This window comes from Siminovitchia jepli (genome assembly GCF_047228825.1).
Lineage (GTDB): Bacteria > Bacillota > Bacilli > Bacillales > Bacillaceae_C > Siminovitchia.
In genome coordinates this window covers 35,829-56,246 of sequence record NZ_JBFEGN010000004.1, presented here as the reverse complement: position 1 = coordinate 56,246, position 20,418 = coordinate 35,829, and the positions used below count along the sequence as shown (strand labels likewise).

General features: G+C 43.4%; 17 protein-coding genes. 5 read left to right on the top strand and 12 right to left on the bottom strand.

Going from position 1 to position 20,418, the window contains the following annotated elements:
* Positions 1-111 precede the first annotated feature (111 nt).
* Complete coding sequence (locus AB1L08_RS03825; protein ID WP_413063354.1) at positions 112-1,398, top strand: phenylacetate--CoA ligase family protein; 1,287 nt, start codon at positions 112-114, stop codon at positions 1,396-1,398.
* Positions 1,399-1,451: 53 nt separating this feature from the next.
* Here AB1L08_RS03825 and AB1L08_RS03820 read toward each other — a convergent pair whose 3' ends face one another.
* Entirely contained in the window at positions 1,452-2,003 is a 552-nt protein-coding gene (locus tag AB1L08_RS03820; RefSeq protein WP_413063353.1) for a hypothetical protein, read from the bottom strand.
* A gap of 30 nt (positions 2,004-2,033) precedes the next feature.
* Entirely contained in the window at positions 2,034-3,260 is a 1,227-nt protein-coding gene (locus tag AB1L08_RS03815) for an FAD-dependent oxidoreductase (RefSeq protein ID WP_413063352.1), read from the bottom strand.
* A 179-nt stretch (positions 3,261-3,439) separates the two neighbouring features.
* Between AB1L08_RS03815 and AB1L08_RS03810 the strand changes: the two genes are divergently transcribed.
* Positions 3,440-4,225 carry an IclR family transcriptional regulator gene (locus tag AB1L08_RS03810; RefSeq protein WP_413063351.1) on the top strand — a complete coding sequence of 262 codons (786 nt, stop codon included), beginning with the start codon at positions 3,440-3,442 and terminating at the stop codon, positions 4,223-4,225.
* 49 nt (positions 4,226-4,274) lie between these two features.
* Here the strand turns inward: AB1L08_RS03810 and AB1L08_RS03805 are convergent, their stop codons facing one another.
* The 7 genes from AB1L08_RS03805 to AB1L08_RS03775 form a co-directional block, all read right to left on the bottom strand.
* On the bottom strand, positions 4,275-5,858 hold the full coding sequence (locus AB1L08_RS03805; RefSeq protein ID WP_413063350.1) for a class I adenylate-forming enzyme family protein: 1,584 nt from the start codon (positions 5,856-5,858) through the stop codon (positions 4,275-4,277).
* 15 nt (positions 5,859-5,873) lie between these two features.
* On the bottom strand, positions 5,874-6,287 hold the full coding sequence (locus tag AB1L08_RS03800) for an acyl-CoA thioesterase (RefSeq protein WP_413063349.1): 414 nt from the start codon (positions 6,285-6,287) through the stop codon (positions 5,874-5,876).
* Positions 6,284-7,144, bottom strand: a complete 861-nt coding sequence (locus AB1L08_RS03795; RefSeq protein WP_413063348.1) for a fumarylacetoacetate hydrolase family protein — start codon at positions 7,142-7,144, stop codon at positions 6,284-6,286. Before AB1L08_RS03795 ends, AB1L08_RS03800 begins: the two co-directional genes overlap by 4 nt.
* A gap of 16 nt (positions 7,145-7,160) precedes the next feature.
* Positions 7,161-8,279 (bottom strand): cupin domain-containing protein, encoded by a 1,119-nt coding sequence (locus tag AB1L08_RS03790; RefSeq protein ID WP_413063347.1) that lies wholly within the window; start codon positions 8,277-8,279, stop codon positions 7,161-7,163.
* 273 nt (positions 8,280-8,552) lie between these two features.
* Positions 8,553-8,777 (bottom strand): hypothetical protein, encoded by a 225-nt coding sequence (locus tag AB1L08_RS03785; RefSeq protein ID WP_413063346.1) that lies wholly within the window; start codon positions 8,775-8,777, stop codon positions 8,553-8,555.
* Between the two features lie 442 nt (positions 8,778-9,219).
* Positions 9,220-10,197 carry an alpha/beta hydrolase fold domain-containing protein gene (locus AB1L08_RS03780; protein ID WP_413063345.1) on the bottom strand — a complete coding sequence of 326 codons (978 nt, stop codon included), beginning with the start codon at positions 10,195-10,197 and terminating at the stop codon, positions 9,220-9,222.
* Positions 10,190-11,251 (bottom strand): quercetin 2,3-dioxygenase, encoded by a 1,062-nt coding sequence (locus AB1L08_RS03775; RefSeq protein ID WP_413063344.1) that lies wholly within the window; start codon positions 11,249-11,251, stop codon positions 10,190-10,192. Before AB1L08_RS03775 ends, AB1L08_RS03780 begins: the two co-directional genes overlap by 8 nt.
* Positions 11,252-11,769: 518 nt before the next feature.
* Between AB1L08_RS03775 and AB1L08_RS03770 the strand changes: the two genes are divergently transcribed.
* Complete coding sequence (locus AB1L08_RS03770; RefSeq protein WP_413063343.1) at positions 11,770-12,687, top strand: LysR family transcriptional regulator; 918 nt, start codon at positions 11,770-11,772, stop codon at positions 12,685-12,687.
* A gap of 986 nt (positions 12,688-13,673) precedes the next feature.
* Here the strand turns inward: AB1L08_RS03770 and AB1L08_RS03765 are convergent.
* The 3 genes from AB1L08_RS03765 to AB1L08_RS03755 all read right to left on the bottom strand — a co-directional run bounded on the left by AB1L08_RS03765 (position 13,674) and on the right by AB1L08_RS03755 (position 18,671).
* Positions 13,674-15,134, bottom strand: a complete 1,461-nt coding sequence (locus AB1L08_RS03765) for an aldehyde dehydrogenase family protein (RefSeq protein WP_413063401.1) — start codon at positions 15,132-15,134, stop codon at positions 13,674-13,676.
* Positions 15,135-15,355: 221 nt separating this feature from the next.
* Entirely contained in the window at positions 15,356-16,819 is a 1,464-nt protein-coding gene (locus AB1L08_RS03760) for an MFS transporter (protein ID WP_413063342.1), read from the bottom strand.
* A gap of 91 nt (positions 16,820-16,910) precedes the next feature.
* Positions 16,911-18,671 (bottom strand): thiamine pyrophosphate-requiring protein, encoded by a 1,761-nt coding sequence (locus AB1L08_RS03755; protein WP_413063341.1) that lies wholly within the window; start codon positions 18,669-18,671, stop codon positions 16,911-16,913.
* A gap of 133 nt (positions 18,672-18,804) precedes the next feature.
* Here AB1L08_RS03755 and AB1L08_RS03750 point away from each other — a divergent pair, with 133 nt between their 5' ends.
* Both AB1L08_RS03750 and rraA read left to right on the top strand, forming a co-directional pair.
* Entirely contained in the window at positions 18,805-19,704 is a 900-nt protein-coding gene (locus AB1L08_RS03750; RefSeq protein WP_413063340.1) for a LysR family transcriptional regulator, read from the top strand.
* Between the two features lie 105 nt (positions 19,705-19,809).
* A complete protein-coding gene (gene rraA, locus AB1L08_RS03745; protein WP_413063339.1) occupies positions 19,810-20,298 on the top strand; it encodes a ribonuclease E activity regulator RraA in 489 nt (162 codons plus the stop codon).
* The last annotated feature ends 120 nt before the right edge of the window (positions 20,299-20,418 follow it).

Below are 20,418 nucleotides of genomic sequence, written 5' to 3'. Positions count from 1 at the left end.
GTGATGAATTTTTGCAAAAGTTCCATATAGAAGAACTGTATGGTTTTTAAAAGCGCTTTCCCGCAATAACATAAACTTAATAACGGCTATTTCAGAAAGGAGAAAATTTTCATGTCCAGCACTGGTTATCCTGTCTACGAATTTCATACATCCCTTGAAAACTATCAATTGCACAAGCTGAATCAAATGCTCGTTTTTCTTTTACAGGAAAATGAATTTTACCGAAACAAATTAGCCGGAATCACATTGCCGCTTCTGTCTCGGGAAGAAATGTCGCGGCTTCCTTTTACGACCAAGCAAGAACTGGTAGATGACCAAAAGCAATTCCCTCCTTATGGGAAAAACCACACATATCCTTTGAAGAGCTATTCACGGTACCACCAAACATCCGGTACTTCCGGCAAGCCGCTTAAAGTGCTCGACACAAAAGAAAGCTGGGAATGGTGGGAAACATGTTGGGAAGAAGTGTTCCGTTCAAGCGGCGTCAATCAAAATGACACCGTTTTCCTGGCCTTCTCTTTCGGTCCCTTTATCGGCTTTTGGGGCGGTTTTGAAGCTGCGAAAAAAATCGGCGCCTTTGTCATTGCGGCCGGAAGCCAAACATCGAAAGAAAGATTGGCCACGATGATGGAAAACAACGCGACGGCATTGCTGTGCACGCCCAGCTACGCCCTTCATTTAGCCGAAGTTGCCGAAGAAATGAACCTGGATCTTCCAAATTCATCAATAAAAAAAATCATTACCGCCGGAGAACCGGGCGGATCCGTACCATCCATCCGCCGGCAAATCGAAACCGCATGGGGAGCAAAACTTTACGACCATGTGGGCATGACAGAAATGGGCGCTTACGGTTATTCATGCCGGGAACAAAACGGTATTCACGTGAATGAAGCGCAGTTTATTGCCGAAATTATCAATACGGATACACATGAACCTGCCAAGCACGGTGAAAAAGGTGAACTCGTATTGACGAACCTGGGCCGTTACGGATATCCGCTCGTCAGATACAGAACAGGGGATATCGTCATCAACCACCGGGAAAAATGCCCGTGCGGAAATCATTTTCGATTCCTGCCGGGCGGTATTATCGGCCGTGCCGATGATATGGTAGTCATTCGCGGCATCAACATTTATCCATCCTCCATCGAAGCCATCGTCCGGGAATATTCCGAAATTAAAGAATTCCGCATTGTGTATTATACAAGCGGGGACATGGATCAAATCAAAGTACAAATCGAAACAACAGATGCCCGTGCCGAAAAGAAACTTTCCACCCAGCTGCGCGAACGGATTGGACTTCGTATCGAAACGGAGATCGTCGAAGCTGGTTCGTTGCCCCGCTTTTCCATGAAAGCAAGACGCGTGGTGGATGAACGGAACAACAAAGTGACAATGTAAATGTAAGTGTGGAAAAAGCTGTCCGGATGTTCATCCGGAACAGCTTTTTTATGTTATAAAAGGTATATGACATTCCCTTCCGGTCCAAGCGGAACATGTCCTGATTCAAGCATGTCAAGCAATGGCGCGAATAGCTCCGCTTCTCCCGCAATTTCAGCCGTTGCAGCCAATATCGCAATATACATGGCGTGCCCCGTTAAAAAGTTGATGGCCTTTTCTTCTTGAAATACTTGAAATGCCCCATCAAATGCAAAGTGGAATACAAATTCGGGCAATGTATCCACGGCCGTTTCGAGCAAATGCCTCTGCTCCAATTCATCCACTTTCTTTTTTAATGTATCAGGAAGTACACTGAGCACTTCCCATAACTTACTCCCCTCAAAGCGAAGCTTGCTGATCGTATCTGCTGCTTCTTCTTTGGAAATCCATACGATCTCGTATTCGGATACATTTATATTTCTCATAAAACGTCGAAATAGTTCTTCGGCTTTTTTATCTTCCTTGCCTGCATTTTTGTACCAGGGTATGTTTGACAGTCTTTCTGCCAGACCATTGATCGACTGGGCTTTTATTCCAAATTGGTCTTGATTGAGCATAACAGCCATTTTTCATCCTCCTTTTGGCTTTTATCACATTTAATATTTAGTTGTCAACTCAGGAGGCCCGAATTTCGGTCCATATGGTCCTTCATCAAGCCAACGGCCCAGTCTTGGCACTATGGAGACTAGTGAAGCGGCAAGTTCGCGCTTCATATTCATTTCCGGAGAATCTCCCTGCAGATGATGCAAAGCGGTTGTGGAAGCATCCCGGTTCCATTTCGCCGCAATTCTTCGTTCATTGGCCGCTGCCAAAATCGCCTCTCTTCTTGCTTCTTCGTTTCCTGCCTGAAGAGCTTTTTCAATCCCGCGCACGGCAATCAAGGCATCAGGAACACCCGAATTTAATCCGCGTGCACCAAATGGGGCAAACAAGTGGGCTGCTTCCCCGGCCAAAAGGACACGGCAGTTTTCATCTGTAAACGAATTGGCCACCACTTGATGGAAACGATAGCTGGACACCCAAGTAATTCTATCTGCATATTTTGGGTCCATGACTTTAGGAATCCAGTTTTTGACCCCTTCCAAGCTTGTGAATTCATCCACATCGTCATCTTTTAACAACTGTAAATCCACCCGCCAGCCGCCTTTGAACGGAACATGCATGACATTGCGATATCCCATGGCTGGATGCTGATAGTGGAATACCCTTTCAATCGGAAGCGGATCGTTCTCATCTTCTTCCAGGTCAACGACTAAGAAAGTGTCATGCGTACGCGGCCCTTCAAATATCAAACCGGCCTGCTCCCTTACGACAGAGCGGGCACCGTCACAGCCAATCACATATTTCGCTTCCCACTGGCTTCCAGATGCAGTTGTAATGGAAACACCATCATTTTGGATGTCCACTTTTTCAACAGGCTCGCCCCAAACAATTTTTACCCCTGCCTCCATACATGCATTGTATAAATATTTTTCAATTTCATGCTGGTGGAGAGAAGTAAAGTGGGGCAGTTTGTTGGGATCCTGGTTGTCTGTAAAGCCATAATTGCGGACATATACTTCTTTTCCACGGTAGAGCGTCCGCTTGATTGGCCAAATCACACCATTTTTCGCCAATTCAAAGCCCAGCCCTTCGGACGTTTCCTCAAGTAACTTCAATGTCGCACTATGAAGATAAATCGCGCGGCTTCCAGGCCTTGGATGGTCTTTCGGATTGGCTTCTATTACTACACATGAAATTCCTTTCTTCTGCAGCGCCAAGCCGGCTGTAAGCCCGACAGGACCTGCACCGACCACAATCACGTCACATTGGTTAACTGTCATGTTTTTGCACTCCTTTATGTTTTAAGAACGTTGTTAAGTTGATTATAGCCGGGACAGCGGTTACAATATAGCGGATTGTTCCTGCATGCGGAACTAAAAATAAAAATAAAATGTTTTTGGGAAAAAAGTGTAATAAATGTTACAATGGTGAGTGTTATGAAGAAAAAGGTGGTACTTTTATGTCAAATCAGGATCATCCGCCCAAAATTCAATCACTTTTGGTGGGCTTTTCGATCATTGATCTCGTTGCCAAAAGCGCTCATCCCATCAAATTCAATGATATACATCACTATACGAAAATATCGAAAAGCAACTTATACAAATATTTAAATACCCTCACATCTCTTCAGGTTTTGCACCGCGATCCGGAAACTGGCCTTTACTCGGGAGGACCGGCATTAATTCAGTACGGAATGGCGACAGTGAACCGGGAAAACATCATTGATAAGGTGAATCCGTACCTGGAAGAAATCAATCTTTTATCAAAAGAAACAACCTTGCTCGCAGTATGGACTCATAACGGGCCGATGATTGTGAAAATGATCTACAGCAGGGCCGGCTTGAATTTGGGCGGGCAATTGGGAACCATCCTGCCCATTAACTCTGCCGCCGGAAAGCTGTTTGCTGCTTTTAAGTCCGGTCCTCTCGTGGAAAACTGGATGGCCGAATCGACAGAGTCATTGCCTGCTGAAACGGTACATGAGCTTCAAAACGATTTTCAGTACATCAGAAAGGACGGCATTGCTTTTGCCCATGAAGCGCTTGCCCCTTCCGTCGCTTCGGCCGCGATTCCAATCTTCAATTATGAACAGGAAATCATCGGGGCTGTCATCATTGTAGGATTCAGGGAAACCATCCCGGCAAAACCCGAAGATGAAATGAGCATTGAATTGCTGAAAAAAAGCCGTCAGATCTCCGAACTGTTCGGCTTTTCCGGCTTGCTGAACAGTGATCGGCAGAAATAAAACGATCCCCTGTTTGAAGACATTCCTTCTTCAAAAAGGGGATCGTTTTTTACGTTCTCCGCATTGTTTGGGCCTCTGACCGCAGGGGTCCTTTGGCAATTTTCCCGGATGCCGTCGTTGGCAATTCGTTTCTAATTTCTAAATACTCGGGTATTTTATATATTGCAAAGCCCTTGTCAATCAAGTATTTTTTGATTTCGTCCAGCGTAAGCCTGTCACTGCTGTTTCGCAGCACGATAAAGGCGCATGCTTTTTCTCCAAGCCTTTCATCCGGTACACTCACTATGGCTGCCCGTTGGATTTTGGGATGGATATGCAGCGCGTCTTCGATTTCGGCGGCATGGTATTTTAAACCTCCCCGATTGATCGTATCTTTTGTCCGCCCCAAGAAGTATACATAGCCGTCCTCATCCAGGTACCCTTGGTCGCCTGTTAAAAAATATCCGTCATCTGTAAACGCCAGCTTTGTCTGATTCGGATTTTTATAATACTCCTTGAATAGGCAGTCGCCTTTAAAAGCAATTTCTCCTCTTTCTCCAGGGGGCAAGACTTCATGGGATTCGTTCACGATGACTATTTTTCCGGTCGGACTGGCCCGTCCAACTGTTTCCCATGTCCTTTCCGGGGGATCTTCCGGCCTCGTAAATGTTCCGGCGCAAACCTCCGTCATCCCCCATTGCGCCACGACATTGCAGCCCAGCTTGTCTCGAAGATCTTTGACGAGCTGGGACGGTATTTTCGTACCCCCGGTTAAAATAAGGCGAAGGTTAGTCTTTTCTGCTTGTTCTTCATTAATGTTGTGTAAAATATCCAATAAATGGGCTGGAGCGGCAATTAAAAAGCTGACTTGTTCCTGCTGGATGATGTCTATCACATTTTCCGCTTTATATGTTTTGGCCAGGTAATGCACAGCGCCCGCTTGCAGCGTTAACATGATCATCGGCAAAGAAAACATATGGGATAGGGGAGTTAAACTAAGCAGTGTATCATCATTCGTCAAACCGTATTCCTTTACGTTCAGCAAATGGGTTGCCACAAAGGTACGCGACGTATGAAGAACTGCTTTTGGGTTTGATTCCGTTCCGGACGTGAACATGATTAAAATCGGATCATCCGGCAGCGGCCTTTGTGCTGCGACGTCAAAGCTTCCCGTTGGATCTTTTTCCAAAAGAGTGGAAAAAGAGATGCTTTCCTTGTTTTGGCGGTTTCCGGTGACAATCACTTTGCTTAAATGCGGCAATTCTTCTTTTAATTCGTGGGCAAGCCCTTCATGATCAAATTTTTTCTGATCACCCATGACGATAAGTGCTTTTGTATCACAAATCTTAAGCATATAAGAAAGCTCCTGGCGGCGGTAATTCGGACTGAGCGGGTTAAAAACAAGGCCTATGAGGCCTGCCGCCAAATGGGTAACAGCAAATTCGAAACTGTTTCCCATTTGGACAGCCAAAACATCGCCTTTCTGCAGGCCCATGGCAAGAAAATGTTTGGCCAGGCGCTCCGCAAGCATTTTTATTTCTTGAAACGATACTTCTCTTTTTCCGTCTTTGAATGCGACTTTGCTGCCATACTCTTTCGCTGCTCTTTCCAAAAGTTCGTGAATGGCTGCCGGTAAACGCGATGTTTTCAACATGTTACCCTCCATTCCCTAAATGGTCTTGACTACACCGAATGCTTCCTGCACTTCTTCCGGAATAGAGACCGCTTTTGGCCGGCCGCTTTCAATGGAAGTCCAGGCCCTCACCTCGTAGCCCTCGGCAACAACTTTACCCCCTCTTTTAAATACATGCTCCACCTTGAACACCTTGTCTTTCATTTCAATGACTTGTGAGTGAACTTCAACTTGATCTTCAAAAAATAAAGGGGTTTTAAATTGGCAAAACGTCTCCAACAACGGCAAAATAATATTTCTTTCTTTTTGAAGCCTGGAAACCGGCATGAACGCCGCTCCGACCAATTCATGGGCGGCCTGGTCCATCCATCTATAAAAATTTGGATAAAACACGATTCCTGCAGCATCTGTATCGCCAAAAGCCACTTTGATTCTGTGTATATTTTTCATTGCTGTTTCTTCTCCTCTTCTGCATGCTTAACATCTACTGTAAACCGGCCAATTTGTTCAATCTGAATGGTCACCCGGTCCCCTGCTTCGATTGGCCCCACCCCATCCGGCGTTCCTGTGGCAATAATATCCCCCGGAAGAAGCGTCATATTTTGGCAAGCCACTTCGAAACATTTGTAACAATCATATATAAGATGCTTTGTGGAGCCATCCTGCCTTAATGCGTCATTCACCCAGAGCTTCATCTGCAAATCGTTCGGGTTTTCTATTTCGTCGGCCGTCACAATCCAGGGGCCGATCGGCGTAAACGTATCGAAAGATTTTCGCCACGTCCTTTCTTCGCTGCCCCGGATGGAAATATCCAGTAAAGCAAAATAGCCGAATATATAATCTTTGGCATCTCCCGCTTTCACATTTTTCGCTTTTTTTCCGACAACGTATCCAAGCTCCGCTTCATGATCCGTTCTCCTGTCCTTGAAGGGAAGAATGATCGGATCCATCGGACCTGACAGTGATTCGGGCGACTTCAAAAATAAATTCAGTTCCTCAATCGTCCGGGGAGCATTGTCAAACATCTTGTTCATTTCTTCTTGATGGCTTTTATAGTTGACTGGTGCCGCCCAAATCTTTCTTGTGCTTGGAACAGGCGGCTTTAAAAATACGTCAGATAACGGATAGGATGTTCCGGTTTCTGCCTGCTTTTGAATTCTTTCTTTTAAATCGCAGTAATTTTCCACAAGGTGAAGAAATGATGCTTCCGGGTTATGTGCATCCCATCCGGCTGCATCCGAGACATCTACGACTTGATCACCTTGTACTACCCCCAGTAAATCCTCATTAAAAATGGCAATTTTCACAGACCTCTATCCCCCCTTATGCATTCGTGTATGGCGTAAATGTGGATGTAACTGATTGCCGTCCGCCGTTTTCTTTGTATGACTCGCCGAATTCCAATTCAAGCTTTTCCATGACCGGCTTATCATTAAATGAGAATAAAAATACATCTCCTTCTCCAGTATTGACATGCTCATGATAACTCCATGGCGGCAAAATGAAAAAGTCCCCTTTTTCCCATTCAAATTTTTGGCCGTCAATAACCGTATACCCGCTCCCCTCAAGTACGTGGTAAATGGCGCTGTGAACATGGCGATGGGCTTTTGTGTGCTTGCCGGATGGGAGCTTTTGCATCATCGTGCCAATCCTTGAATCCGCAGATCCCCCTGTGGCCGGGTTTATATATTCAATGGCGAATGCATCATATTCGTCATAATCTTCCATATCCATTTCATTGAGCAAATATTTCACCCGTTCGAACTTATAGCCGAATATTGGAGATGGGTAGCCAGGTTTGACAGTTTCATTCAGCTTTTTAAAAGAGCCTTTGGAAAATTGTTCGGCTGAATAATGTTCAAGTGGAATTTCAGGATAAGATTCTTCCTCATATGGCTCAAAGAAGGAAGCTGCAAGCGTTCTCACAAGGCCGACATCCAGGCCGTCCAGCCAAAACATCGGTTCGGTGCCCTCATGTTTATGTTCATGCCATGTCCAGGCCGGCGTTAATATCATATCCCCGCGTTCCATGAAGATCTTTTGTCCATTAACTGCTGTATAAGCCCCGTCTCCTTCAATAATAAATCGAATGGCTGATTGCGAATGATGGTGTGATGGAGCGCTTTCACCGGGAAGGAGCAATTGAATGCCGGCATATAATGTATGCGTTCCATAACCGACGAGCCCTCTTTCCAGCAAACTCGGATTTTGCAAATAAACGACCCGCCGTTCTGCATCTTTGCCGGGCTCAAGCATTTTTCCAGACTGAATTGCGTATTCACGGATTGTTTTCCATTTCCACAAATACGGTTTGACATCATGTACCGGTTCTTTTGTGACCATGTGGCCAAGATCATGCCATAATGGGCCAAGATGATCCTTTTTCATATTTTCATAGTACCTGTCCAGCTCTTCTTTTGTAAACACCGCTTTTTCCGCCATGTGGAACACCCCTTATTTTTTCAAAATGGATAACTTAGTTACCTAAATAGATAATAACATGGATATTCCGATTGTCAATTATCCATTTTCTTATTTTTCAATCTATCTGGGGTTAAGAACAAGGAAGCACCAAAACTAAAAATTTTCTGTTCTTACTGGCACTCCCTGTATTCCTATAAACAGGCGGAAAACAATAACGCAAGAATTACAGGATGTGTGGTACCTGAAAAAAAAAGAGACCAGTCCAATTAAACAAAGACAACCTCTCTTTCCTCAGTTTCGTAATTGTCCTTTTAATTCCAAAACTTCTTCCAGACTTAGTTTGGTCAGTTTTGCCACCTGTTCGTCTGTAAAGTTTTCCTTTAGAAGCTCGATTGCCAAGCGTTGTCTTTCCTCCATTCTTCCTTTTTCCATCCCTTCCTTCTTCCCTTCTTCTTTCCATTTCTCCCACATGTCCGCCAATGTCGGCAATTTCATAAATTCCTCTGAACGCAACATCTGAGCCGCCTCCTTTGAAACAATTGGTTGGATGTCTTCCCTTAGTTTCCGTGCAAATTGATCCGGAAGCTCCAAAATGGATTCAATGAAATAAAATAGTGCCGATACGTATTGAGATCTTCCTGCATGCCCGTTCTCTGCCTTTTTTAATATATTTCACAACAATTCACGCTTAAACCGGTAACCTCTTTCCACGCAATCAGTTTTTTTCCACAGGCCGTCATAATCCGGCGATGCGGCACCAAATTCCATAGGTTCACATACAGCAGTATTCAGCATTATTTTATGACAGCCTTTATTAATATTTAAATCCGAATATTAAATCAATTATCCGAATACGAACAAACGTTTCAAGGAGACTATAAAATATTTCTGTCAAAAAGTTTCCCGGTTCAAAAAATACGCCGGCAATGTCCAGTTTGCCAGCGCTTCTTTTGCGGTATTAACGTTCGAATGTTTTTCGAAAAAATGCTTCGATTGTATGAAAAATCAAGCACGAAATTTCTTCAGCAGATACTTCTATTCCATTATGAGAGGAACGGTATTTCACCGACCGCGGCCCCGCATCGTCCAAATTCGTGCGATTAAAAAATCCATGCCCAAGGCCTTCAATCAAATACAGTGATACATCATTCCCTTTCTCAACCATGGCTTCATATAACAATTCACTTTGCTGTGCCGGAACGGCAACATCGCTTAAACCATGCATAATCAAAAATGGCGGCAGCCCCTGTTTCACATATGTAACCGGATTGGCTTTACGTACAAGGTCAGGACATGTTTCGATTGGTGCCCCTATAAATAACGACTCAAATGAATCCGGATCAGAGCTTTTTTTATCAGCTGAAATTTGCACGGATTCCGGATCTCCTTCAATGATGCCATTTACACCCTTTTGTTCATCAATTTTCAGAAAATCAACAGGTCCATAGCCAACCGCTACAGCCTGTACTTCACTTGACCATTCCTCGTATTCGGGGGTTTCACCCAGAAAAAGACTAGAACCAGTGGCTGCTGCAAAAGCAGTGAGATGGCCGCCAGCCGAAGATCCCCAGAGGCCGATTTTTTTACGATTAATCCCGTACTCCTCTGCGATAGATTTTACCCATCTAATCGCTGTTTTCACATCATGGATTGGGGCTGGAAAGGTTGCTTCACCACTTAAACGGTAATCAATACTCACCATTGCATAACCGTAACTTGCGAAGTATTTTGAAAAATCGGGACCTAACTTACGATCTCCAAATCGCCACCCGCCCCCATGAAGCCAGATAATGACAGGCACAGGTCTATTCCGATTTTTGGGTAAATATAAATCTGCTAATAGCTCCCTTCCGTTTGGGGAAGCATAAACTAGATCAGAAATGATGTCAATTTCGTAACTTGTGTTGTTTTTTAATAGGTGACTATTTTCAGCCATTAATGGTCTCCTTATCATCTGTTGTTGGCTCCTCTTTAGCGGGAGGTCCTCCAAGTGGAACTAAATCAAGCTTATCTAAATTAGCCAGGACCCGATCAAAACGGAATGCATACGGTTCTGCCGGGAAGATATGATCTTCATACACATCGCCAAGCGTATGGAAAAATGGTTCAAATAAGCCCGTTGCCAAGAAGCCAACCATTTTTGTATAGTGGGAATCAAAGCGATAAGCATGAACCGTATTGGCTGGACAATGAAGAAAATCTCCAGGGTGAAGGACAACTTCTTCTCCATTTGCCCATATAGTTACTTGACCTTCAAGGGCGAAGAAGAACTCTGTATGCTTTTGATGATAATGTTCCGGAATTTTCTCCCCTTTTGGCCCTTCTGTAACTACCGTAATAAAATCACAATTGGTATTGGCCTGCGAAGTGATGACTGAGTGAAGCTGGTCTGCCGTTACCAGGCGGACACCTTCGCCTGTTTCAAGGACATATGGTGAAACATCTCCGGGGACCACAGCGTTTTCGACGATTTGTGGTGCTCCGTCCACTTGGTGATCAAAGAGAAAGGAAACATCTGCCACATTTGCCGCTGCTGCAAAATCCTCTCCGGAAAGTTCATTTATCGCTTTTTGAGGATGTACAAATTTGTCATATGGCTTTCCGATTGCTGAATAAAGACTGGAGACTTCCCCTTTTGAAGTAACGGACAAAAATTGTGTTCGATGGCTTTGCATCGTATAACCATGGACGGTACCTGCCGGAATAAAAGCATAGTTTCCATCAGTCAACAGATATTTCTTATCTTCAATTACTACTTCCAGCTTGCCATGCAACACATAAATGCCCTCATGACTCTTGGCATGTTTATGAGCCGGAAATGCATCCCCTTTCCCCCCGGATAGAATCACTAGCTCTACTAAATTCTCCGTACTTGTTCCATTAGCTATAATCGTAGCAAGCTGCCTGCCGAAAACGTATCGATCACCTTCACCACTTCTGATCAAATAAGGTATTTTTTGATCAGGCAATTTGTTCACTAAAAGGCTCATATCTATTCCCCCTCTAAATGTTTCAAACTCCAAAACTATCGGGTTGCCAATAAGGAAAGCGCTTACTATATATTCTTATTATAGAGCAGCTTGTCCTTGGTTTAAAATACAAAAAATTGTTAACAGTAATACCTTTTAGATATTTTTTCTGTCACTGTAACAGGAGGACTGTCCCAACGTCCCAGTTATATAATTACCTCGATATTTTCGAAATTTGCGGCCGCTGCAATTGCAACGACTAACACAGGTGCAATAGCATTTCCGATTAATTGGACCCACTCGTTCATTTCTCTCGCTTTAAATGCAACAAGATTCCTGTTGCATTTTAATGGGACTGCTCCCCCACATATCTCCCTCATTGTCCTGTGGCAAGCGCTTACTATTTCGTCAATTATATGGTAATATTGCTAGTAAGAGAAATATAAAAAAGAGTTTACAGCAATATACTTTTTATATTCAAAAAATTCGGTAAAACGAATTCACTCTATTATAATTTTATTGAAAGGAGCTATTGCCCGATGGATCTGAAACAATTGCGATACTTTGTTTCCGTTGCGGAAAACTTAAGCTTTACGGATGCGGCCGCCGAACATTTTGTTGCCCAATCGGCAATTAGCAAGCAGATTTCCAATCTTGAAGAGCTTATAGGTGTTCAATTGTTTGTAAGAAATAAACGGTCCGTCCAATTAACAACAGCCGGAACCCATCTATTTAAAGAAGCTCGAGGCGTTATAGCTCATTATGAACGAGCCTTAAAAAAAGCCCGGCTTGCTGGTAAGGGTATATCGGGAACAATTAAAATTGGTTTTTTAGGACATGAAAGATCTTTCTTACCAAAATTAATTCACCAATTCAATAAAAAGTTCCCCGAAATTGGAATCGAATTAACACAATATACACGAGCACTCTTAAATACATTCATTAAAAATGGGGATTTGGATATAGGGTTTACATTAGGGGTATCAATGGAAAAATTCCCAGAATTAAAATGGAGGAAAATTTCCAATATGCCTATTAATATTGTCATGCCGAAAGAGCACCCGCTTGCAAAACAAGAAAAAATTAGTATTCACGCTTTATCCTCTGAACCAATGATTGTTATTAGTCAAAAAGTTTCTCCGGACGGCTATCGACATATCACCGACACATTTGCTAAATACGGGTATATTCCAAATATCGTCCAAGAATGCTCTTGTTACGAAACGGTCTTACTCATGATTGAAGCAGGTGTGGGGATTTCCATGCTTCCCAGAACAATTGCTGCACCCTCTCCAACTCTCAGATTTATGGAACTGGAAGAAACCATTGATGATACGGATTTCATCATTGCTTGGAACAAAAATAACCACAACCCACTAATACACCTTTTTATGAAAGAATTAGAAGCTTTCTCGAAAAACAGCCGCTTAAGCTTACTCATGCAGCAGTCCCATTAAAATACCTAAAAAAGACGTGACATGGATTCTCCATGTCTATGAAAATTTTCGGCTCTTCAAGGAGGATGTTTTCATTGGCAACATTTAAAACAGCAGATTTATGTGACATTTAGAACATCTGCAAATATGCAGATCGATTTTCGCCTTTTTGGAAAAAGCCGGCATTTTCCGGAAAAATTGAAAGAGTGAAGGGTGTGGAATTAGAGGCCAAAGAAAAGAGAGAATTTCGCCGCATCTTAAACAAACAGAATAGGATCTTCGAACGCGTCCGCCACCATTACCCCTTGCTAAAGCAGCTTCGCTGTGGCTCAGGACAAATCTGAAAAACAGGAACATACTAAAAATAAAAATAGGATTAAGAAGGGAATTAAGTACAGGCTAGAAGGCAAAGAAAAAAACCGGAAAGTAGAACCTACGTGTTTCACTTGTGACAGTTGGGAAACACATGCTGACCCACGCATAAAGATGGTGGAAGCTCCTTTAGACGGAACATGAAAACCTACGGATATTAGTATGCTCACCGTCGTAGAGTGATTTTTGCCTTCGTGCCGTGTAATTTAACGGTTTGTAAATCCGATGAATAGAGAACAGATAAAAAGCACCATCATCCTGCAAAAAAAGATAAATGATTGCTCTCAGCTTAATATTGTCTAGCGGAATTTTGTGGTAGAAGAACTTTATATTTTCGTTCATATCAGTAAAACTTCAATCAGTAGGGGTTTTCTTTCATCCCCCACTTAAAGTTGAGGTATTACTGCCAGTCAATGCGGAATAAAAGTTTTAAAAAAAAAGCAGGTGAAGAACATCACTGCGTTTTCTTCACCTGCTTTTGTCATTTTTTCCCCTAAAAGCTGCTGGCAGATGTCGCCACTTCCAGGATATTGCGGGATAACGCTGCCATCCAAAGGAAAAGCAAACGAGAAACATGGAAAACCGGAAACTCGGTACTCATACAGCCTCACTTCTACTATTGTTTTATGGGGTTTTTAAAAAGCAAATTCTCTCGCTTTCGTCTGCACGGAAACCCATTTTGTTGTCGTGAATTCATCCACGACCCACGGGTTGCCGAATCGGCCCAGTCCGCTCGCTTTTGTCCCGCCAAACGGAATGTTGGGCGCATCATTTACGGTCTGGTCGTTGATGTGGGTCATACCGGCATCCAGCTGCAGCGCATACCGTTCCCCTTTTTCCAAATCACTTGTAAAAATGGCAGAGCTTAATCCGTGATCCGTTTCTCCGGCTATTTTAATCGCTTCATCATCTGTTTCTGCTTTGATGATCAGGGCAATAGGACCGAATAATTCCGTCTGGGCAATTTCGCTGTCATTTTTTACATCGGCAAATATATAAGGACTCATTACGTTGCCTTCTATTTTACCTTCCAGGACTGTCCTGGCTCCTTCTTTTTTGGCCAACTTCACGTAGCCTGCCGCTTTTCTCAATTGCTGCTTATTAATAAGCGGCCCAATGACCGTTTTAGGATCTTGTGGGTCCCCGCACGGCAGCTCCTTCGTCCTGGCTGCAAATTTTTCCACAAACTCGTCGTATTTATCTTTGTGGACGATGATTCGGTTAATAATCATGCAAATTTGGCCCTGGTGTATATATTTACCGAAGATCGCCGCATTCACTGCCTGGTCCACGTCAGCATCCGACAGGACGACAAAGGGGCTGTTTCCGCCCAACTCCAGGGCAACCCGCTTCAGATTTCCTCCCGCAATGGAGCCGATATGGCGGCCAACGGCAGTTGAACCTGTAAAGCTGATGAGCTGGGTGATCGGATTGGTGAGCAGCTCATCCCCGATTTCTTCAATATCGGTCAGCACCATGTTGAACACACCGGCCGGAACCCCTGCATATTCAAAGGCTTTGGCCAGCACGACGCCGCCAGCCAGACCCACCTGGATATCCGGCTTATGGACAACCGCATTTCCAAGCGCGATGGCCGGAACGATCGTTCTGAGCGACAAATTAACCGGGAAGTTAAACGGCGAAATCGACGAAATGACGCCCAGGGGCAGACGATAAATTTTATTGATTTTGCCTTCCGGCCCACCGGGAACTTCCCTTACAGTTCCTACTTCATGCACGTAATTGAGCGCCTCCGCCATCACTTCCATTGCGAGATGATGTTCGACATTTGCCTTTAAGATCGTTCCGCCAGTTTCCCTGCTGATCAGCCGGACAATTTCCTCTTTATGTTCATTCATATACTCCATGGCTTTTTCAATCACTTGCCTGCGTTCTTCGACGGATGACCGGGCCCAGCTTTTCTGTGCGTTCCCGGCAATGTTAAAAACATCCTGCAATTGTGCCTTGGAAGCTATTTTTATTTCCGCAATCAATGAATCATCGTAGGGATTCACATTTTGATACGTTCTTCCGCTGTTTCCTTCCACCCACTCTCCGTTCATATAGCTTTTCGTCATCGTTTCAAAGTTTTGCATCTTCATTTCCTCCCCCTTATTTATAGCTGCGACAAAGAATCTAACATAAAGACTTGCTATTCACCTCTACATGGCGAATTTTAACGCAATGCAAGCCCTTACAAAGTAATGTGGTATATTACTTGCCATCTCCTAATGTCTTTCTATGAATACGTAAAAATATTTTTACTTTTCCATCTATTATATCATTTGTTGCATAAAAGCCAAGATTTAAATCACGACTACGAAACACTTGGCTTTGCTTGCACGCGCTGAACCGCTTTCTGGGAAATTCCCAAAACTAGCAGGAAGCTGGCTGCCATTAAAGCGCCATCCAGCAAAAGCGGTATGCCCCAGCTTCCTGTACTATCCCGAAGGACTCCCGATACAACAGGGCACAGCACGGCACCAATTTCTGAAATTAAGTTCATCATACCAAAAGCGGTCCCCCGTTGCTCGGCCGGGGCTAAATCTGCCAAAAGAGCGTGGGACACCGGCTGGAGAGCGAAGAAGAACAACCCTGAAATAAACAGAATGATCGACATCAGGACAGGATTATTGTTGCCTGTCATGACATACCCAGCGAAAATAAAAATGGAAATGGTCAACAATACGGTCAGAATGACTAATACATTTCGCCTCCCGTTTGGTTTGTCCACCAACTTGTCAGAGATTTTTCCTCCGAGCGGAAAGCCAATAATTCCGGCAAGGCCATTAAAAGAGGCCACAAGCGCAGCAGCCAGTAAGGCACCGCCGCCGAAATCCTGAACAATCGCCACTGACCAATATCCGTAAAACCATAAATGCCAAATCACCGGAATGAAAGAAAGGTACAGGAAAACAAGGTTTTTGTTAAAAAGAATGGGATGCACTTCTGACTTTTTCATTTTATAAACAACGAATATTAATAATGGACATAATGCAGTAAGAATAAATGCTATTCCGATATTTGATAACCCAAGTTTTGTTGAAGCAAAATAGATTCCCATAATAATGGCAAGAAAAATGGCTGCGTAAAGGACCATATGTGTAATAGCTTTCCCATATTCTTCCTTAATTCCAGGAGAGTTGGGATCTACCTTTTGTCCCGGAATGATGTTGGGCCTCATAAATTTAAAAATGAGAAAGGCACAAAACATGGTGAATATCCCACAGATGAGGAAAGGAGAGCGCCATGCCTCTTTTCCCATGAATGGTTCTGCTGCATTAATCAGCAGCGGCACACCAATTGTCGCAACTGTCAAACCAACGGATAATCCGGTAATGACGACACCCATGCCAAGTCCCACTTTTTCTGGCGGAGTATTGAAAACAATATATGATCTGTCATTTGAATAAAAAACACCTTCACCTAATCCGAGCAGGACCCTCATCAATACAAATACGACCAAACCGCCGATTACACCGGTCAGGAGCGTAACAACCCCTGCCCAGAAAATACTTAAAACAACAATCGTCCGATAACCAAATTTGTCGCCCAAATATCCTCCGGGCAACTGGTTCAACATAAAACCGGCAAAAAATAAACTGCCAATTAATCCGCCCAAGCCATGTGGATTTTCCACATTGGCCATGAACGAAACTTCGTTTTCAATCATCCAGGTAACAACCGGACCAGTTGCGACTCTATCTATATATGAAACGAACCACCCCAAAAATAACATGGCCCAAATCGTATGATACCGTTGCCATCCTTTTAATATCATGCGTGATCACTCCCATTTTTAATGAATAAGCCGCCTGCATGTATCATCAAATAAAAGGTTAGGGCGAGTGCTGGCAAAATGAAGCGATTTTTTAAAGAGAAGCGAAATCTTTTTTCTTAGCCATTTGCCCTTCTTCTTTTATTGAAGGTAAATAAACATCCAAAACCGCAGATCTTCCTGAACGAACTGCCTTCAACGCTTCCTGAAGAGCATTCTTTACATTTGCAGGATCTTCTACTTTCCTTGCATAGGCTCCCCCGGAGGCCTCGGCTATTTTGGAAAGATCAGCATGCGGGGTGAAGTCAACAAAAAACTCATTTGTCTCGTTCGCTATTCCTTCCGGATGAACCCCCAAAGTGGATAGTTTCGGAGATTTCCAGCCGCGATTATTGAAAATAACCGTTAAAAAAGGGGCATTATACCGCCTTGATATCCACTGAACGGTAGAGGGCACACTAAACATGTAAGACCCGTCACCAGTGAGGTTTATGACCGTTTTGGAAGGATCAGCCAGTTTTACTCCGATGGAAGCGCCGCCGTTCCAACCAAGGCCGCCAGCTCCGCTTCCCAATATCGATCCGGGCTCATTTCTGTTTAAATGTGTATAAGATGCTTGGTAATTAGAGATCAGTTCATTGATCACAACTGTATTTTCATCACATATTTCCCTGATACAAGCCAGCAAATATTCAGGAGTAATGTATTCTTCCTGATATTTTTCAGCATCTAACTGTTTTTTCTGCAATTGTTGATGGTATGTTTCCACCCATGCTCTTCTCTTCTCTATTTGTCCTTTGTCAAAAGTACTGTGAGAAAGAATATCATTTAATTGCTGTAGTGCAGTTTCCGCATCTGCAGCAAAAAACCGCTTGGATGGGATATACCAAAGAGGCATGCCTTCCTTCAATGGATCTTCGTCTATATAATAAATAATTGCATCTTTTGAAGGTTTATTCTTTAATGGAATCCACGGGACATCACTATCCAATACCAAAATAAAATCTGCCTCTGCAAGCAATTTGTTTTGTTTATCCGTGTTCCACTGATAGCCGCAATGAAGGGAGGAGTCGGCCGGAAAATTCATATGGCTGGGTACGGATTCCAGTACCGGAATGGCTATTTTTTCGCAAAACTTTACAAGTTCACCTACAGCACGTTTGTTTTTGCCCAAATATGACGTGACTACAAGCGGTCTTTTGGCTCTGTACAGATCCTCGATAATCGCTTTAGCATCCTTTGGCGGCAAAGCTCTTGGTGCAACGGGTTTCCACAGTTCATTGTTTATTGTCACAGGAACAGTTTCCTCTTCCATCACTTCCCGTGCGCCAACCAAATAGACCGGCCCCTGCGGGCTTGATTGGGCAATTTGAAATGCACGGTGAACCATTTGCTTTACATTTGTCCCTGTACGAATTTCATTGTCATACTTCGTGTAACCCCTTACAATTCCGCGTTGATCCGGAACATCTTGAATCCAGTGGATGAATTCATTTCTGCTTCCCAGTAATTCGCCTTCCTGTGTAAACGGTGAAGTGCCTGCAAATATTATTACAGGTATCCTTCCTTTCCAGGCGTTGTGAATGGCAGCTCCCAAATTTTGCGTTCCGCATTCCACATGGACGAGGACTGCCTGGGGCTTTCCTGTCACAAGTGCATAGCCGTGGGCAGCACTAAGAGCTACCATTTCGTGAGGACAGGTAATCACCTTTGGAAAATCCTTTCCTTTCTTTTTTGCTTCGGCCAATGCCTCGATAATCGCAGGATGATCACTGCCAAAGTTAGAAAAAACATAAGAAACTCCGGCTTCCTGAAGGGCTTCTAAAAATGCGGTACTTGTGGTGTATTTATTCAACTGGATCTCACCTTTCTATTTTCAGTTACTTTTCAAAACTTTTAATAAATACATTGTAATCGGACAATTTGAATAGTACAATACTATAACATCTATATGTTTAATAGTTTATATCTATAAGGTGGTGTTTTACTTGGAAATTCGGTTATTACAATATTTTTTGGCAGTAACGGAAGAGTTGCATTTTACAAAGGCTGCAGAAAGGCTTGGGATCAGCCAGCCAACATTGAGCCAGCAAATACGCCTGCTCGAAGAGCGATTGGACACAGTTCTCTTTCATCGTAATGGGAAGAAAATAGAATTAACGGAATCCGGCCATATTTTACTGACACATGTCAACCGAATTTTCTTTGAGTTGGACCAAGCCAAAACGGTCATTCAGGAACTGAAAGGGCTAAATCGGGGGCATCTGCGGATTGGTTGTTCGGGCAATCATTTGCTCTATTCACCGCTTTTATCATTTCATAAACAGCATCCGAATATTCATGTCTCTGTCTTTGACCTGGAAACTGAAAAAACGATTGAAAGACTGTTACACTCGGAATTCGATCTTGGGATTGTCTTTTTACCCGTCGAGCATTCGCAAATCGAAACGATCCCCTTATTTAAATCAAAACTGTCTATCGTTGCAGCAAACAACCATCCTTTAGTCCAAAAGGATACAGTACATGTGGAAGATTTGGCAAATTATCCGTTTTTCTCGCTTCCGAAACAATTTATCATCAGGCAGGCAATTGATTCTTTTTTTAAAAAGAAAGGATTGCAATTACAGCCTATTATCGAATTGTCAGATACCCATTCACTGATCAGGATGGCTATCTTAAATAACGGCATCACCATATTGCCCAAATTGTATACCACTTATGAAGAAAATCTCTCCATCAAAATCATTAATATGGCCGACCCCATGCCTATAATGGAAGTAGGGGCAATCTATCGGAAAGGAATGAGCTTTTCATCAGCAATTCAAGCTTTCCTTCACCACTTGGTGAATTTCTATGCGAAGCCTAAATCAATAAAAGAGTCTTTCTAAAAATCCCGCTGATTGAATAGGGAAGAAAATTGCGACAATCTTCCTGAAACTTTGTATACTTAAGGTAATCGGTTACAGAACTTATTTTTGAGGAGGAGAGGTACATTGGCGAATTTTAAAACGGCGGATTTGTGTGATGACCATTCGGAGCATGTCCAGGTATGCAAAATTGACTTTCACTCATATGGAAAAAAGGCCCGATTTTTCGGAAAAATTGAAACCGTGAAGGTCCATGAAGACAACGTCCTTTTTTTGCAGGCGCTGGAAAGTGTTCCTGAAAATGCTGTTGTCGTCGTTGATGGAGACGGCTCAAGGAATTGCGCTTTAATGGGGGATCGTTTGGCAGGCATCGCTGCTTCAAGGAGGCTTGCCGGAGTGATCATCAACGGCTGCGTCAGAGATTCAGCCGATCTGGCCAATATCAATATCGGGATATTTGCCCTTGGAACAACCCCTTTGAAGAGCAAAAAAGAAGGAAAGGGAGAACGCGGCGGCATGCTGGAATTTGGAGGAGTTACATGGAAACCGGGAGATTACGTTTATGCCGATGAGGACGGTGTGATCGTTTCCGGGCGGGAGCTTATAAGTACATAATCGCTTTAACCGGATAGAATTGATTGATATTTAAAATAATTGTGGGCAATCTCCTATAATTCTTCTATATTCATACTAATTGTTTGCAACGAGCTGTATAAAAATCAAAAAAGGACTGTT